This window comes from Pseudonocardia yuanmonensis, assembly GCF_039542425.1.
GTDB classification, from domain to species: domain Bacteria; phylum Actinomycetota; class Actinomycetes; order Mycobacteriales; family Pseudonocardiaceae; genus Pseudonocardia; species Pseudonocardia yuanmonensis.
Genome location: NZ_BAABIC010000010.1, coordinates 43902 through 59676, shown reverse-complemented (window position 1 = coordinate 59676; position 15775 = coordinate 43902). Strand labels below are relative to the sequence as shown.

Below are 15775 nucleotides of genomic sequence, written 5' to 3'. Positions count from 1 at the left end.
ACTCAGCCGTCGAGCACCAGGTCCGGCAGGTCCTCGGGCCGGACACGGCCGGCCTCGTCGAGGCCCCGCCCGGCGTAGTAGCCCGCGATCATCGCCTGCAGCCGGTCCGCGGTCAGCGTCGCGGTGCGCCCCGAGCCCAGCGCCAGCGGGGTGTCCAGCAGGCGGGCCGGCAGCCGGTCGTCCGCCGCGGTCGCCCCCTCGCGGACGTTGAACGCCCGCTTGGCCCGGACGATCCGCCGCGCCGTGTCCCGCAGCTCCTCGCCGGTGACGTCCCAGCCGGTGACCGCGGCCAGCAGCGCGGCCCACTCGTCGAAGGGCTCGGTGAAGACCCCGCGCAGGAACTTGCAGAGGATCATCGAGTCCATCACCGCCGCCCGGTCCTCGGTGCCGATCGCGGCCGCGACGTGGGCGGCGCCGCCGGCGAGCCGGTCCAGCTCCCCGGACAGGTCCGCCTCGTAGGCACCGGAGCGGTTGTGGTCGGCGCCCCGGGCGTTCACCGCGAGGCCCAGGGCCATGGACTGCAGGGTCCGGGGCTCGTAGCCGGGCAGCTCGAGCCCCTTGACCTGCGGGGCGAAGTCGATCGAGCCCCGGCCGACGACCTCCGCCGCCCGCCGCGACCCCTGGGCCAGCAGCTCCCCCAGGCCCGGCTCCACGGTCCCGATCAGGTCGAGCGCCCGCAGCAGCGCCGGCCCGTCGCCGAACCGCAGCCAGGGCGCGTCGAGCAGGCCGCGCTCCACGCACTCCATGGCCCAGGCGATCGTGCCGCCGGCGGAGATGGTGTCGATCCCCAGCTCGTCGCAGCGGGCGCTGGCCGCGAACACGTCGTCGGGATCGGAGACCCCGCACAGCGGCCCGAGCGCGAACACGTTCTCGTACTCCATGCGCTGGCGCCCGCCGCCCTTGCGCGAGTAGATGTGCTCGCAGCCGATGGAGCAGGAGGCGCAGCTGTTGCGGGCCACCCCGCGGAGCTCGTGCAGCTCCTCCGCGGCGAGCTTCGGTGCGCCCTCGAAGGTGGCCGCGGTGAAGTTGCGGGTCGGCAGGGTGCTGACGGCGTTGAACGCCAGCAGGTTCGCCAGCGTGCCCAGCTCCCGGTACTTGGCCGTCGCCGGGCCGAAGCTGCGGTCCCGCAGGTCGCGGGCGGCCGCCAGCACGGAGGTCTGGTCGGCGACGGCGACCCGGGTCGCGGCGCGCACCAGCACGGCCTTGACGTTCTTCGCCCCGAGGACCGCGCCGAGCCCGCCCCGCCCGGCGTGCCGGCCGTCGTGGCTGAGGGTGGCGTACCGCACCCCGCGTTCCCCGGCCGGTCCGATCGCCGCGGTGTTCCAGCCTCGGCCGAACCGGGCGCGCAGCCGCGCCTCGGCCTCGGCGGCGGGCAGCCCGGCCAGGTCCGGCGCGGGTTCGAGGCGGGCCGCGGCGCCGTCGACCAGCACCACCGACAGCACGTCGGCCCGCCCGCGGAGCACGATCGCGTCGTGGCCGGTGAGCTTGCCGGCGATGGCGAACCGGCTGGAGGCGAGCGCGTCCGTGAGCAGGCCGGTCAACGGCGACTTGGCCACCACGGCGAACTTCGCGCTGGTGGTCAGCGGGGTGCCGACCAGGGGCGAGAACACGAAGGCCAGGGGTGCGGCCGGGGCCAGCGGGTCGACCCCGGCCGGCGCGAGCCGGTGCAGCAGCCAGGTGCCGAGGCCGACGCCGCCGAGGTAGGAGCGCAGGACGCGCTGGTCGAGGTCGATCGCGCTGCCGTGTGCGACCTGCCCCTCGACCTCGACGAGCAGTGCCCGCCCGAAGTACCCGCCCGGCGTCACACCACGACTGTAGGCGCGGTCCCACCGGGTGTGCAGTCAGCCGCCGGCGTCCGCCGAGAGAAAGGCGACCTCGTCCCCGCTCACCAGCGGGAGCTGCGGGTCCCGGCTGATCCGGTCGCCGTTGAGGGCCGCGACGACGTGCCGGCCGACGGACAGCCCCACCCCGTCCGCCGCCTCCCCGACGGTGGCCGCGGCGAGGTACCGCCGGCCGCGCCGGCCCTCGCCGGCCAGCGCGCCGAAACACTGCACCGCGATCTGCGGGCCCGGTCTCGCGCGGGCCGCCGCGTAGTCCTCCGGGGTGTTCACGTTGACCACCGAGTCCAGCTCCGGGTCGTGCGCGGCCAGCTCGGGGTCGGCGAGCAACGCCTCGTCCTGGGGCAGGTCGGTCGCGCAGTGCTTCAGCAGCATCCCGGGCCGGAGATCGCCCTCGGCGATCAGGCCGGTGATCAGGCCGGCGAGCGCGGTGCGGTACCCGGCGGCGAGGGGTTGGCGGAAGCCGCGGGCGACCGGGAGCACGAGGTCGGTCCCGGGATCGGCCAGCCGGCGCAGCACCCGTCGGACGAAGGCGGGGTGCAGGAACGGCATGTCGGTCGAGCACACGAAGGCGACCGCCGCGCAGTCCGCCACCGCCCCGAGCCCGGCGGCGACCCCCTGCATCGGCCCGAGCCCCTCGCGCGGGTCCTCGACGACGTCGACGCCGGCCGGGAGCCGCGGCAGGTCCTGGGCGGGGGCCCTGACCACGACGACCGGGCCCTCCACCGTGCGCCCGAGCAGGGCGGCGGTGCGGTAGAGCAGCGTGGAGCCGTGCCACTCCAGCGCGGCCTTCGGCCGCCCCATCCGCCGCGAGCGGCCCCCCGCGAGCACCACCCCCGCCGCGGTCTCCACGCGGACGAGGCTAGCCCCGGGAGAGAACGCCGGCGAACGGCACTTTCGCTCACACCTACTGAGCGAGAGCGCCGTTCACTCATACGGACGAGTGCCGCCGCCGCGGCCCCGTCACCGGGCGGCCGTGGCCTGCTCCTCGGTCAGTCCGCCGCCGGTCCACTCCCACATGGTCCAGCGGTAGCTCCCGTCCTCCTCGACCTCGTACTCGATCACGTCCGCGACCTGGGCGACGCGTCCGAGCTTCTCCGACCTCGTCTGCGCGGTGCCGAAGACACCGAAGCTCGCCTTGTACCCGGGCCCGGTCGGCCGACCGACGCCACCACCGACCCAGTCGACGACGTCACCGCCCGGCGACATCATCAGGACGTGGCCCTCTCCGTAGAGGACCCCGCCGGGCCGGATCGTCTGCCGGTAGGTGCCCGTGTCCGTGATCTCCTGCCCCAGCAGGGTTCCGCGCCCCTGGAAGGACACCTCGATCCAGACCTGCTCCCCCTCGGAGGGGAGGACGCGGACGCCGGTGATCTTTCCCGCGCACTCGCCCAACCGATCACCCAACATGCCGTGCACCTCCTCGTGGTGTGCCCGATGCCCCGGTCGGTCGGCCGGGGCATCGGACAGGGTGACGGCGCGGGGCGACCGTTCCCATACGCAGAGGTACGTACCCGCCTCGGGAGCGCCGGTCGCCCGCTCAGTCCGCGGGCCAGCGGGGCTGGGCGGCCGGGTCGGTGCCCAGCGCGGCCTTGCCGATGGTCTCCACCGCGACGTCGGCCGACGGCGGGTGGAACTGCCCGGCCCGCACGTCCCGGTAGTACCGCTCCATCGGCAGCGACCGGAAGATCCCGTGCCCGCCCACCATCCGCACGCACCGGTCGACCGCGGCGGCGGCCGCGCTGACGGAGACGTGCTTGAGCGCCTGGATGTCGGCGGGCTGGAGGAGCTCGCCGGCCGCCCGGCGGGTGAGCACGTCGGCCACCATCGCCTCGGCCGGCCGCAGCGCCAGCTCGATCTCCGCCGCGCTGGCCACCTGGGCGGGCTGGCGGGCCATCGGCAGCGAGGCCCCGGTGACGGTCCGGCTGGTCACGCGGTCGTAGGCGAACCGGGCCGCCGCACGGGCGATGCCCAGGTACACCGACGCCACCGACACCGCGAACCAGGCGAAGGTGCGCTCCTGGGCCGCGTCCCACACCGGCGGGCCGGCCGGGTCGGTGCCGCGCTGCACCGCCGCCGTCGGCACGAACACGTCCTCGAACACGACGTCCCAGGACCCGGTGCCGCGCATCGCCATCGTGTCCCAGGTGTCCACGAACGACAGCCCCGGCGTGGCGCGCGGCAGCCCGAACAGCAGCAGCCGCCCGGTCTCGGTGTCCGCGGCGGTGCCCCAGAAGAAGTCCAGCACCGGGGCCAGCGAGCAGAAGGACTTGCGCCCGGTGATCACGTACCCGCCCTCGACCGGCCGCGCCGGGGTCGAGGACGTGCGCACGTTCAGCCCGGTGGCGGCGTCCGTCAGGCTCCCGCCGACGACGGTGCCGTCGGCGACCATCGCGAAGATCGGCTCCCCGGAGCGGTCGCCCCCGTACCAGCCCTCGGCCGCCGCACCGATCCCGAACAGGTGCATGTTCGTCGCGAGCGCGGTGGAGGCGCAGGCCCCGGCGATGACCTTCTGGCAGGCGGCGAAGGTGGCGAGGTCCGCCCCGCCGCCGCCCAGCTCGACCGGCACGACGGAGGACAGGTAGCCGACCTCCTTCATCCGTTCGACGTTCTCGGTCGGGAAGCGGCCCTCCCGGTCGATCTCGGCGGCGCGCGGCGCGAACTCCTCGGCCAGCTGCCCGGCCACGGCGGTCCAGTCGGTCATCTCACGGCTCCACGACGATCTTGCAGTGTTCCTCGGGATCGGACAGGGCCTCGAACGCCCAGGGCAGCCGGTCCAGCCCGACCCGGGCGGTGACCAGCGGGGCGACGTCGATCTCGCCCTCGGCGATCGAGCGCAGCGACGCCGCGAACTCGTCCGGCGTGTAGCCGAGCACGAACTGCACGGACAGTTCCTTGCTGATGCCGAAGTAGGGGTGGACGGTGTCGGCGCCCATGCAGACCCCCACCACGACCACCCGCGACTGGGCGGTGGCGCAGCGCATGATGTCGTCGAGCACCCCCGGCACCCCGACCGCCTCGAACACCACGAGCGGGGTCGACGCGCCGGCCCGGCTCCACACGGTCTCTTCACGCGGGTCGACCACCTCGGCGGCGCCGAGGCGGGCGGCGAGCGCGCGCCGGGCCGGCGAGTAGTCCGCGGCCACGATCGTCCGCACCCCGCGCACCGCCAGCGCGGCGATCACCGCCAGGCCGACGGGTCCGCACCCCACGACGACCGCACGCTCGGCGGTCGAGATGCCGGAGCGGTTGACCGCGTGCAGCCCCACCGCCATCGGCTCGGTGAGCGCGGCGTGGTGGGCGGGCAGCCCGTTGGGCACCTCGAGCAGCAGCGGCGCGGCCAGCACCATGCGCTCGCCGTAGCCGGCCCTGATCGTGTTGGAGTAGACGATGGCGTCGAGGCCGGAGCCGTCGGCGCGCGGCAGCACCGGGAACGCGGTCACCAGCGTGCCGGTCGGCGGCGCCTCGGTCCCCGGACCCGGCTCCAGCACCCGGGCGGCGAACTCGTGGCCCATGTAGACGTCGCGGGTCAGGTCGACCTCGCCGCCGCCGCGCTGCACGCCCTCCATCCGCCGGCCCAGCGCGAGCATCTCCGCGCCGTGTGCGGCGAAGTGCAGGTCGGAGCCGCAGATCCCGCAGGCCTCGACCTGCACGAGCACCTGCCCGGGACCCGGCTCGGGCTCCTCGACGTCGTCGCGGACCAGGACCTTCCCGCCGCTGAGCACCCCGGCCCGCATCAGGCGCCCTCCCGCTCGCGCCCGCCCGCCTCGGCGGCGTGGCTCTTGATCGCGTTGACGACCGCCTCGCCGGCCCGCCCGAAGATCTCCTCGCGCTTGGCCACCGCCCAGTCGTGCGAGGTCTTCGGCGCGGCGAGCCGACCCTTGAAGTGCGGGATGACGTGCCGGGCGAAGAGCCGGTAGGACTCGATGGTCGCCGCGGGCGAGGCCCAGTCGTGGCCGAGCATGAGGAAGGTGCCGAACCCGCCGGACTGGTCCAGCAGCTTCTCGACGTAGGCGATGGCGTCGTCGGGAGTGCCGATGAGCGCCCGCCCGCTGGCCGCGTACTGCTCGACGAACTCGGTCTCGGAGACCTCGCCGGAGCCGCCCTCGGCGAGGGGCACGAAGCCCGCGCCGCCGCCGAAGTAGTTCGCGAAGTCGCGCAGCCCGTAGGTGCAGTCCTGCACGGCCTGCTCGCGGGTCTCGGCGATGTGCACCTGGCCGAGCACCCGCCAGGTGGAGCGGTCCGGCGCGGGCCGTCCGGCCTTCGCGGCCTGCTCCTCGACCACGCCCCAGGCGTTGCCGATCGCCGCGAAGCCCTCGGCCGCGGCCGACATCGACAGCGACAGCAGGGACGCGCCGAACTTCCCGGCGAGCCGCGGCCCGGACGGGGAGACCATCGCGGCGACCGCGACCTCGGGGTGCGGCCACTGGTAGGGCCGGACCTGGAGCCGCGCCTCCCGCATGGTGAACCAGTCGGTCTCGCGGGTGACGGGCTCCTCGCTGCGGAACAGCGCCAGCACGGCCTCGAGGGCCTCCTCGTGCCGGCGGCGCTGGTCGACGGGGTCGATGCCCAGCACGTAGGCGTCCGTCGGCAGCGCTCCGGGCCCGGTGCCGAAGATCAGCCGGCCGCGGGTGAGGTGGTCGAGCAGGCAGATCCGGTCCGCCAGCAGCCACGGGTGGTGGTAGGGCATCGACACGACGCCGGTGCCCAGCCGGATGTTCCGGGTGCGCTGCGCGGCGGCGGCGATGAAGATCTCCGGGCTGCCGACGAGCTCGTAGCCCCCGGAGTGGTGCTCGCCCACCCAGGCCTCGTCGTAGCCGAACCGGTCGAGCGCCTCGATGCGCTCCAGGTCGTACTCCAGGGCCAGGGTGGGGTCCTGGCCGTAGGGGTGGAACGGGGCGTAGAACACCCCGAAGTTCAGCGGCCGCATCAGGCCCACCTCCCGTTCCCGTCCCGGTCGACGCCGCCCAGGAAGCCCAGCAGCGCGGCGTCGACCTCCGCCGGCTTCTCCTGTTGCACCCAGTGGCCGGCGTCGGGCACCGGCACGCTGCCGCGGTGGTCGGCCAGCCAGGGGTCCTGCCGCTCCGGCGGCGCCATGGTCAGCACCGGGTCGAGTGCGCCGCCGATGAAGAAGCTGGGCACCTCGACCTTCGCCCCGGCCAGCTGCGGGGTGAGCTCCCAGTTGCGGTCGAAGTTGCGGTACCAGTTCAGGCCGCCGGTGAAGCCGGTGCGGGTGAACTCGGCCGTGTAGAAGTCCAGCTCCTCCTGGCTCAGCCAGTCCGGCAGCCGGTCCGGCTCGGGGAAGCGGTCGACGAAGCCGCGGCCGTCGTCGTCCGAGCTCGTGGCGCCCTGGTCGGTCCGGGTGCCGCAGAGCAGCCGGCGCATGGTGCGCGCCGGGTCGGCGGCCAGCTCGGCGTCCGCGATCCCGGGCTGCTGGAAGTAGAGGATGTAGAAGAACCGCCCGGCGAACGCCTCGCGCCACACCGTGGTCGGCGGCGCCGGCGGCCGGGGGGCGAAGGGCACGCTCATCCCGCACACCCCGGCGACCCGCTCCGGGTGCAGCAGCGCGGTCTGCCACACGACCATCGAGCCCCAGTCGTGTCCGACGAGCACCGCCTTGTCGGCGCCGGCCGCGTCGAGCAACGCGACGAGGTCCCCGGTCAGGTGCGCGATGTCGTAGTCCTCGACGGCCTCCGGGGCCGAGCTGCGCCCGTAGCCGCGCTGGTCGGGGGCGAGCACCCGGTACCCGGCCGCGGCCAGCGCCGGGATCTGGTGCCGCCAGGAGTAGGCGAGCTCCGGGAACCCGTGGGACAGGACGACGACCGGTCCGTCCGGCGGGCCGTCCTCCACGACGTGCAGTCGGGCGCCGTCGACCTCGACGGTGCGTTCAGTGGCCACGATGCCTCCTGGTAACGAGCGTTACCAGAAACCGTAGGGTATGGTCACGCGCGTTGCCAAGGACTGATCGGACGACGAGGCCGACCCGCTGGGCGGGCGTGCCCGCGGCGGACCGCGCCGCCGGGCGTCGCGCCCTGCTGCTCGACGCGGGCCTCCAGCTCCTCGGCACCCAGGGCCTGGCCGGCACCACGGTCCGTGGGCTCTGTGCGGAGGCCCAGCTCAACGCGCGCTACTTCTACGAGAGCTTCCCCGACCTCGACTCCCTGGTCGTGGCCGTGTTCGACCGGGTGGTCGCCGACCTGCGCGAGGCGGTCGACGCCGCGGTGGCGGCGGCCGGCCCCGACCCCGTCGCCCGGATCCGGGCCACCGTCGCCTCCACCGCCGAGTTCGTCGACTCCGACCGCCGCCGCGCCCGCGTGCTCTACGTCGAGGGCCGCGGCCACGAGCGGCTGCAGCGCCGGCGGGCGGAGTCGTCGTCGCTCATCGCCGGGCTGGTGGCCGCCGAGGCGGCCGGCAGGGAGCCGGGTGCCGCGCACCGGATCGTCGCGGCGTTCCTGGTCGGGGGGTTCAGCGAGCTGCTGACCCGGTGGCTCGACGGCGACATCCCCGTCGACCGCGACCAGCTCGTGCACGCCGCCACCGAGCTCTTCCTGGCGCTGGGCCGGGCGGGCGGTCGCCTCGCCGACGCCGCGGCGGCCGCGGCACCGACACGGCGCTGACCGGCGCTGATCGGCGGCCCGGAGTGGGCCTACCACCACCGGGCGGCGCGGAGCTGGCCGCACAAGATCGACGAGGTGGCGTCCTGGGGCGGCGGCCCCGGTCCCGCCAGGGTGATCACGACACCGACACACCCGCTCGACCAGGGAGAACCCGCCATGACCAGCACCGCCGCCACCCCCACGACCACCGCCCGCGCCACGGGGTGGGGCTGGGCCGGGATCGTCGCCGGACTCGCCGCGGGCGCCTCCGGGGCGATCCTCGCCCAGGGTCCCGGGACCTTCGGCGACCAGGAGGTCAAGTCCGGGGAGTTCATCGTCGGGGCCATGAACCCGGAGCTGCTCATCCGGCTCGGCGGCGGACTGGGCATGGTCGCGGTGGTGGCGACGACGGTGTTCACCCTCGGCCTCGCCCGCCGCGCCGCGGAGACGGCACCCGGCCGGACCGGCTGGGTGGAGGCGCTGCGCTGGTCGTCCATCGCCCTGCTCGCGACGACGGCGGTCGGGGTGCTCATGCGCTACGTCGCCGCCGGAGGCGCACCCGGCGCCATGGACCAGTCCATGTACACGACCGAGGCCAGCGCGACCGCCGCCGTCCTGGCCGACCAGATGTCCACCGGCACCTACCTGCCGGCACTGGGCGTCATGACCGCGGCCGGCGTGCTGTCGCTGCGCGGCGCCCTGCTGCCGAAGGCCGTGGGGATCGTGGCCCTGGTCCTGGCCGGCGCCTCGCTCGTCGCCACCCTGGCGATCGGCCTGCCCTACAGCAGCTCGCTGGTCTTCCCGCTCTTCGCGCCGGTCGCCGGGATCGCCGCGCTCGTGCGCCGGGGCTGAGACCCCCGGGGCGCCGGTCCCGTGCTCCACGACGGCGACCCGGACACCCCTTATCGTGCCCGTCGTGCCCCCGCCGTCGGCCGATCCTCCCGGTGCCGCGGCGACCGCGTGGAGCCGGGCCCGCGACCTCGTCCGGTTGCGGCCGGGCCGGTTCCCGTGGGCGGACGCGACCCGCGCGGCCGGCTGCGTGGGCGGGACCGTCCTGATCGGCTGGTGGGTCGGCGACGTCGAGGCCGGGCTGATCGCCAGCATCGGCGCCTTCACCTCCCTGTACGGCACCGGGCGGCCCTACCCGTACCGGGCGCGGCAGCTCGCGCTCATCGCCGTGGCGTTCGCGCTGGTCGTGACCCTCGGCGGCCTGTCGGTGGCCGTGCCCTGGACGTCGGCATTCGTGGTCGCCGCGATCGCGATGGCCGCCACCTGGCTGTGCCGGGCGCTCGACACCGGCCCGCCCGGGGCCTATCTGTTCGTGCTGGCCTGCGCGATGGCGACCTCCGTCTCGGGCAGCGGGCCGCCGTGGCGGACCGGGGTCCTGGTCCTCGCCGGCGGAGTGCTGTCGTGGCTCGTGCACATGGCCGGGGCCCTCGTCCGCCCGCACGGACCGGAGACGGCCGCGGTGTCCGCCGGCGCCACGGCCGTCGTCCGGCTCCTCGAGGCCGACGGCGCCGGGTACGTCCACGCCCGTGACGAGGCGGCCCGGGCGATGCACCACTGCTGGGTGCACCTCGCCGGCAACCGCACCCGCCCCACCGACCCCGCCGACCCGGTCGTCCGGCTCCGGGCGATCGCCCTCCGGCTGCACGGACTGCTCGCCGAGACGATGCGCGCCCACGACGAGGGCCGGCCCGTCCGCTCCGACAGCCTCGCGCGAGCCCGCGACCTCGCGGCACAGGTGGCGGATCCGCCGCCCGCGCCGGGGCCCCTGGGCCGCGACGACCTCCCTTGGGGAGGGCTCGGCCCGCTGCGGTCGGCGCGGCAGGTGCTCGCGGCGGGCTCGCCGTGGCGGGTCGTGGTCGTCCGGGTGGGCGTGGCCGCCCTGGTCGCGGGCGCGGCCGGGTCGACCCTCGGCCTGGAGCACGCCTACTGGTCCACCGCCGCCGCGGTCCTCGTGCTCCACCAGGGCCTGGGCTGGGCCGGGACCGCCGAGCGGGCCGTGCAGCGGCTGGTCGGGACATGGGTGGGGCTGCTGCTCGCGGGCGCGGTCCTGGCGATGCAGCTTGCCGGCGTGGCGCTGGTGCTGACCATCACGGCGCTGCAGTTCGTGGTCCAGCTGACCGTCCCGCGCAACTACGGCCTCGGGGTCGTGTTCGTGACCCCGCTCGCCCTGACCATCGGCAGTGCGGGGCACCCGCCCGACCTCGGCGCGCTCCTGCTCAGCCGGGGCATCGACACGCTGGTCGGGTGCGTGATCGGCGTACTGGCCTACCTGCTCGTCGCCCCCGGCCCGGCGGTACCGCAGCCCCGCCGGGCCGTGGTCGACACGATGCGCGCGGTGCTCCGGGTGCTCCCGCACGTGGCCGACGGCAGCACCGCCGGCGGGCCGGGCCGCGAGGCGCGGGCCGAGCTGGACCGGCTGGCCCTGTCCCTGCCCGAGGTCTACGACAGCGGCTCCGACGCGCTCACCGCCCGCAGGCGCAGCCTCGTGACGCGCTGGTGGCCGGCTCTCGCCGCCGCCCAGCACGTCGCCTACCGGACCCTGTCGGCGTGCTGGCGGGTCGACGCGGCCGCGCCGGCCGACCGCGCGGCCGTGGCCGCCTCGCTGGTGCCCGCCGGACAGGCCGACCGGCTCGCCGGCGAGGTGGGCGGGCTCGCCGACGCCCTCGAGCAGGCCGTCCCACCTCCGCCCGCGACCCGTCGGACGGAGGGGACCTTCCTCGATCCCGAGCTCGACGCCTTGCAGGAGGCCGTGCCCCGCGCCTCCCCGTGACCTCACGTCACGCGAGGGCCCGGCCCCGAGGACCCGCCGGCCGAGCAGTAGCTCTCGGCCCGAGGCCTCCCGGTGACCGGACGGTGTGCGGGCTCAGCCGTCCGCGGCCGGCGGGCTGAGCAGGACCACCCGGGTTCCCGCCCGGTCGGTCCCGACCGCATCGACGGACACCCCGAGCTCGCTCCGCCGGACGGCCACCTCGTCCATCAGCTCGGTCATCCGGCGCAGGCCGCCGCCCTCGGCGTGGATCACGCCGAGCGGGTCCCAGGTCCCCTCGTCCTCGATGCGCACCTGCGTGCGCCGCTGTCCGTCGACGGCCAGGACCTTCGCGGCGACCCGGACCGACCCGCCGACCTCCAGCACGCCGCCGCCACCGAGCTCGACCGGCGGATACGCGTGCCGGATGGCGTTGACGACCGCCTCGAGGGTGGCCGTCACGATCGCCGCCCGCTGCTCCGCCGGCCAGCTCTGCAGCTCCAGCCACTCCCGCAGCTCATCGCCGATCGCACTCGCCGCCCACGGTTCGCTCGGCAGGATCACCGCGAACCTACGATCGGCCTCCGTCCCGTCGTCCGGCGATCCCGTCTGCCCGAACATCCTCCGCACCCATCCGCTCGGCGTCGGCGCGGCGCACCGGAGGTGACCGGTCGGCACCGCGCACTGAACGGGGCGCCTCTATCCCGCCGCCCGACTCTCAAACGCCCGGTCCCGCGGCGCGTCGGCGGACGCGGACGTGCCCACCCGCGTGCCCGCCGGACGACGACGTGCGTGCCCTGCACCGCTGTGCCGGTTCGCTCAGTAGGCCCGGCCGAGCAGCACGGTGTGCCGGGCGGGCAGGCCGGTGACCAGGCAGGTGGACGCGGGCGGGTCCGCGTCGACGAGGCAGCGGATCGTGGCGCCGGTGGTCTCGCGGAGCGTCTGCTCGGACTCCTCGCTGCCGGACCAGGCGGCGAGGAACAGCCCGCCGTCGCCGAGGCGCCGGGTGAACTCGTCGAGGTCCGTGGCCGGGTGGGTGTGGTCCTCGCGGAAGCGGCGCGACGCGGCGAACAGGACCCGCTGGACCTCGTCGAGCAGGTCCGCGGCGGCGCGGGCGGCGCCGTCGAGCGGGACCGCGCTCTTGCTGCGGTCGTCACGCCGCACCAGCGTCGCCCGGCCCGTCGTCAGCTCCCGCGCACCCAGCTCGATCCGGACGGGCACACCCTTCAGCTCCCAGTCGACGGACCGGCGGCCGAACGAGGTGTGCGTGCGGGCGTCGACGTGGGTGCGGACGCCGAGGCCGCGCAGCTCGGCCTCGAGGCGCCGGGCCGCCTCGCCGGTCCCCGGCTGCTCGTCGATCTGGAGGACCACCACCTGGTGCGGCGCGATCGCCGGGGGCAGGCGCAGCCCGTGGTCGTCGCCGTGGACCATGATCATTCCGCCGATCATGCGGGTCGAGGTGCCCCAGGAGGTGGTGGCGGCGTGCCGGCTCGCGCCGCCGACGTCGGAGAACCGGATGTCGAAGGCGCGCGCGAAGTTGTGGCCCAGGTTGTGGCTGGTCCCCATCTGCAGCGCCTTGCCGTCCCGCATCAGCGCCTCGCAGGTGAAGGTGTGATCGGCGCTGGCGAAGCGCTCACCCGGCGACTTCTCCCCCGTCACGACCGAGATCGCCAGCGACTCCTCCATGAACCGCCGGTAGACCTCCAGCATGCGGCGGGTCTCCTCGACCGCCTCCGCGTACGTGGCGTGGACGGTGTGGCCCTCCTGCCAGAGGAACTCCGTGGTGCGCAGGAACAGCCGTGGCCGCAGCTCCCACCGCACCACGTTGTTCCAGAGGTTGAGTCTCAGCGGCAGGTCCCGGTGGGACTGCACCCACCGGGCGAAGTAGTGGTTGACGACCGTCTCGGAGGTCGGGCGCACCACCAGCGGCTCGGCGAGCTCCTCCCCGCCGCCGTGGGTGACCACGGCAAGCTCCGGGGAGAAGCCCTCGACGTGCTGCTTCTCCTTCTCCAGGAAGCTCAGGGGGACGAACAGGGGGAACGCGGCGTTGCACGCGCCGGTCTCCTTGATCCGCCGGTCCATGTCGGCCTGCATGAGCTCCCAGACCGCGTAGCCCCACGGCCGGACGACCATGCTCCCCCGCGCCGGGCCGTTCTCCGCCAGCTCGGCGCGGGCGACGACGTCCTGGTACCAGGCGGGGAAGTCCTCCGCCTGCGGGGTGAGCACGGCTCCGGCCACGGTGCTGCCTTCCCGGGAGCGGGTGAGCTGACAGCAGCGACGCTAACCGGGCCGGCAAACCGTTATCGCTACCTCGGGACGAGGGCGCGCGCCTCCACCCGGACCCAGCTCCCGTCCGCGTCCACGGCGTCCGCGGTCTCGTCGTCGAGCCAGACACCGTCCGTGGCGAGGTAACGGAAGCGGTACTCCCCCGGCGGGAGCACGACCGACACGCTCCGGGTCCCGTTGCGCCGCCGCACCATCTCGTGCCGCCCGGGCTCCCAGGAGTTGAAGTCCCCCACCACGCTCACCTGCCCGGCGGGTTCGTGGGCGGGAAGGCTGAACGTGACCCGATTCTTGCCACCGAACAACGGTGCACGCCTGAGCATCCGACCTCCTGAACCGATTCCGGCGAGAACTCTAGAGAGGGCGGACCCGAAGGGGCGTGAGCGACACACGGGAGCGTGTGAACATCGGGGTCGCGCCAGGCCGGGACGGTCGGACGGCTTGTAGGGTCGGCGCTCGCCGGCGACCCGGCGAGGGATGTCGGCTCCGTGCGGAAGGTGAGGGTGTGTGACGCAGGCCGAGGAGGCGGCGTGGGCGGGCGTGCTCGCGCAGGTCGTCGACCGTTCGCACCTCGCCACCGGCGAGCAGCTCTCCTCGGTGGTGGACGCGGCGGTGCGCGCGCTGGGCCTCACCGCCGAGCTCCTGCTGGTGGACCTGGCCGAGCAGGTGCTCACCCCGATCGGCCGCGAGCCGGGGCCGCCGGTGGACGTCGTCGGTACCCTGCCCGGGCGCGCGTACCAGCACGCGGAGATCCTGGCGGGGACGGACGAGCACGGCCGGGTGCTGTGGGTGCCGCTGCTCGACGGCACGGACCGCGTCGGCGTCCTCCGGATCGGCCTCGGCGCGGGCGGCACCGTGGAGGACGGCCCGTGGTTGCGGCGCCGGCTGTGGACGCTCTCCGGGCTGATGGGGCACGTCGTCATGGCCAAGGTCCCGCACAGCGACCGGCTGCGGCGCTGGCGCAGCAACGGCCCGCTGTCGCCACCCGCCGAGCTGCTGTGGCACATCCTGCCGCCGCGCACCTTCGCCACCGAACGGGTGGTGGTCTCGGCGCTGCTGCAGCCGGCACGCGAGGTCGCCGGCGACGCCTACGACTACGACGTCCGTGAGGACGTCGTCGAGCTCGCCGTGTTCGACGCCCTCGGGCACGACATCCGCGCCGGCCTCACCACTGTGTCGGCCCTCACCGCCGTCCGCAACGCCCGGCGGGACGGCGTCCGCGACCTCGCGGCGGTGGCGGACCGGGCCGATGCGTTCATCGGCTCCCAGCCCGGCCCGCTGCAGTTCGCCACCGCGGTCCTGGCCCGGTTCGACACGACCACGGGCGTACTGCACTACCTGCTGGCGGGCCATCCCCCGCCGCTGCTGCTCCGGCGTAGCAAGATCGTCAAGGAGCTCGTCGCGCCACCCCGGCTCCCTCTCGGCGTGGCGGGGCTGGCCGCGTCCGCGCCGGCGCCGCGCGCCACGGTGGCCAGGGAGCAGCTCGAGCCCGGTGACCGGCTCCTGCTCTACTCCGACGGGATCACCGAGGCACGCGACGCCCACGGGGAGTTCTTCGGCGAGCAGCGCCTCATCGAGCTCACCGAGCACGCCGCCGCGGCCGACCTGTCCGCCCCGGAGACGCTGCGCCGACTCGGGGCCGCGGTCATGGAGCACCAGCAGGGGCGGCTCCAGGACGACGCCACGCTGCTGCTCGTCGACTGGTTCGCTGCGGGGCACCTGCGCATCTTCCCCACCCTGCCCGGCCACGAGGAGGACCTCGACGGGCGGCGCGGACCCGAGCCCGGAGGGGGCGGTGGCCGCTGAGGTCCGACGTGGCTCCTCACCGGTCGGCGTCGCCCAGGGCGTCCTCGCGCGAGCGGTAGAGCGCCAGGACGCCGTCGAGCCCCGTCAGCTGGATCGGCCGGATGACCGGCCGGGTGTCGTCGACGACGATGCGCAACGCCGCGACTGTGTCGTCGTGCTGCGCCCTCGCCGCGTCGACCAGCGCGGCGATCCCCGCCGAACCGAGGAACTCCACCCCGGTCAGGTCGACGATCACGGTGGGTGAGCCCGGCTCGGTGAACGCCGTGCCCAGGGCCGCACGCATGGTGGGGATCGTCGTGTAGTCCACCGTGCCGGTGAGGGCGACGACCATCGCGTCGCCGTCGCGATCGAGCGCGCAGTCGAGGGTGCAGTCGAGGCCGTCGTTCCGCGCCGCCACCGTGCACTCTCCCTCACCGACTACCGAACGGGGTGTTCCCGTCACGGTCGGCGGGAAACGGGGAGGCGCAGGCGGGATCGCTCGGTTTGGCCCGCCCGGA

General features: G+C 75.1%; 15 protein-coding genes. 4 read left to right on the top strand and 11 right to left on the bottom strand.

Going from position 1 to position 15775, the window contains the following annotated elements:
* Positions 1 to 2 precede the first annotated feature (2 nt).
* The 7 genes from ABD990_RS16150 to ABD990_RS16120 form a co-directional block, all read right to left on the bottom strand.
* The gene (locus ABD990_RS16150) at positions 3 to 1805 is read right to left on the bottom strand and encodes an aldehyde ferredoxin oxidoreductase family protein (RefSeq protein WP_345381336.1); all 1803 of its coding nucleotides are present in this window, start codon (positions 1803 to 1805) and stop codon (positions 3 to 5) included.
* A gap of 36 nt (positions 1806 to 1841) precedes the next feature.
* Entirely contained in the window at positions 1842 to 2690 is an 849-nt protein-coding gene (locus ABD990_RS16145; RefSeq protein WP_345381335.1) for an NTP transferase domain-containing protein, read from the bottom strand.
* 111 nt (positions 2691 to 2801) lie between these two features.
* A complete protein-coding gene (locus ABD990_RS16140) occupies positions 2802 to 3248 on the bottom strand; it encodes a hypothetical protein (protein ID WP_345381334.1) in 447 nt (148 codons plus the stop codon).
* Between the two features lie 130 nt (positions 3249 to 3378).
* Positions 3379 to 4542: an acyl-CoA dehydrogenase family protein gene (locus ABD990_RS16135; RefSeq protein WP_345381333.1), complete on the bottom strand. Its 1164-nt coding sequence runs from the start codon at positions 4540 to 4542 to the stop codon at positions 3379 to 3381.
* A gap of 1 nt (position 4543) precedes the next feature.
* Positions 4544 to 5575 carry a zinc-binding dehydrogenase gene (locus ABD990_RS16130; RefSeq protein ID WP_345381332.1) on the bottom strand — a complete coding sequence of 344 codons (1032 nt, stop codon included), beginning with the start codon at positions 5573 to 5575 and terminating at the stop codon, positions 4544 to 4546.
* Positions 5575 to 6768 (bottom strand): LLM class flavin-dependent oxidoreductase, encoded by a 1194-nt coding sequence (locus tag ABD990_RS16125; RefSeq protein ID WP_345381331.1) that lies wholly within the window; start codon positions 6766 to 6768, stop codon positions 5575 to 5577. Before ABD990_RS16125 ends, ABD990_RS16130 begins: the two co-directional genes overlap by 1 nt.
* Entirely contained in the window at positions 6768 to 7736 is a 969-nt protein-coding gene (locus ABD990_RS16120) for an alpha/beta fold hydrolase (RefSeq protein ID WP_345381330.1), read from the bottom strand. Before ABD990_RS16120 ends, ABD990_RS16125 begins: the two co-directional genes overlap by 1 nt.
* 98 nt (positions 7737 to 7834) lie before the next feature.
* Here ABD990_RS16120 and ABD990_RS16115 point away from each other — a divergent pair, with 98 nt between their 5' ends.
* From ABD990_RS16115 to ABD990_RS16105, 3 genes are all read left to right on the top strand, one after another.
* Complete coding sequence (locus ABD990_RS16115; protein WP_345381329.1) at positions 7835 to 8455, top strand: TetR/AcrR family transcriptional regulator; 621 nt, start codon at positions 7835 to 7837, stop codon at positions 8453 to 8455.
* Between the two features lie 156 nt (positions 8456 to 8611).
* Positions 8612 to 9286: a hypothetical protein gene (locus tag ABD990_RS16110; RefSeq protein ID WP_345381328.1), complete on the top strand. Its 675-nt coding sequence runs from the start codon at positions 8612 to 8614 to the stop codon at positions 9284 to 9286.
* A 64-nt stretch (positions 9287 to 9350) separates the two neighbouring features.
* A complete protein-coding gene (locus ABD990_RS16105; RefSeq protein ID WP_345381327.1) occupies positions 9351 to 11213 on the top strand; it encodes an FUSC family protein in 1863 nt (620 codons plus the stop codon).
* A gap of 93 nt (positions 11214 to 11306) precedes the next feature.
* On the opposite strand, the gene ABD990_RS16100 is transcribed toward ABD990_RS16105, so the two are convergent.
* The 3 genes from ABD990_RS16100 to ABD990_RS16090 form a co-directional block, all read right to left on the bottom strand.
* On the bottom strand, positions 11307 to 11810 hold the full coding sequence (locus ABD990_RS16100; RefSeq protein WP_345381326.1) for an ATP-binding protein: 504 nt from the start codon (positions 11808 to 11810) through the stop codon (positions 11307 to 11309).
* 198 nt (positions 11811 to 12008) lie between these two features.
* Positions 12009 to 13415, bottom strand: a complete 1407-nt coding sequence (proS, locus tag ABD990_RS16095; protein ID WP_345381325.1) for a proline--tRNA ligase — start codon at positions 13413 to 13415, stop codon at positions 12009 to 12011.
* An 80-nt stretch (positions 13416 to 13495) separates the two neighbouring features.
* The gene (locus tag ABD990_RS16090; protein WP_345381324.1) at positions 13496 to 13795 is read right to left on the bottom strand and encodes an isoamylase early set domain-containing protein; all 300 of its coding nucleotides are present in this window, start codon (positions 13793 to 13795) and stop codon (positions 13496 to 13498) included.
* A gap of 184 nt (positions 13796 to 13979) precedes the next feature.
* Between ABD990_RS16090 and ABD990_RS16085 the strand changes: the two genes are divergently transcribed.
* The gene (locus tag ABD990_RS16085) at positions 13980 to 15278 is read left to right on the top strand and encodes a PP2C family protein-serine/threonine phosphatase (protein ID WP_345381323.1); all 1299 of its coding nucleotides are present in this window, start codon (positions 13980 to 13982) and stop codon (positions 15276 to 15278) included.
* Between the two features lie 16 nt (positions 15279 to 15294).
* Here the strand turns inward: ABD990_RS16085 and ABD990_RS16080 are convergent, their stop codons facing one another.
* A complete protein-coding gene (locus ABD990_RS16080) occupies positions 15295 to 15675 on the bottom strand; it encodes an STAS domain-containing protein (RefSeq protein ID WP_345381322.1) in 381 nt (126 codons plus the stop codon).
* Between the last annotated feature and the right edge of the window lie 100 nt (positions 15676 to 15775).

Excerpts from the sequence above, each read along its gene's own strand:
- ABD990_RS16140 (WP_345381334.1), bottom strand. The coding sequence starts at position 3,248 with ATGTTGGGTGATCGGTTGGGCGAGTGCGCGGGAAAGATCACCGGCGTC.
- ABD990_RS16135 (WP_345381333.1), bottom strand. The coding sequence starts at position 4,542 with ATGACCGACTGGACCGCCGTGGCCGGGCAGCTGGCCGAGGAGTTCGCG.
- ABD990_RS16130 (WP_345381332.1), bottom strand. The coding sequence starts at position 5,575 with ATGCGGGCCGGGGTGCTCAGCGGCGGGAAGGTCCTGGTCCGCGACGAC.
- ABD990_RS16125 (WP_345381331.1), bottom strand. The coding sequence starts at position 6,768 with ATGCGGCCGCTGAACTTCGGGGTGTTCTACGCCCCGTTCCACCCCTAC.
- ABD990_RS16110 (WP_345381328.1), top strand. The coding sequence starts at position 8,612 with ATGACCAGCACCGCCGCCACCCCCACGACCACCGCCCGCGCCACGGGG.
- ABD990_RS16100 (WP_345381326.1), bottom strand. The coding sequence starts at position 11,810 with ATGTTCGGGCAGACGGGATCGCCGGACGACGGGACGGAGGCCGATCGT.
- ABD990_RS16090 (WP_345381324.1), bottom strand. The coding sequence starts at position 13,795 with ATGCTCAGGCGTGCACCGTTGTTCGGTGGCAAGAATCGGGTCACGTTC.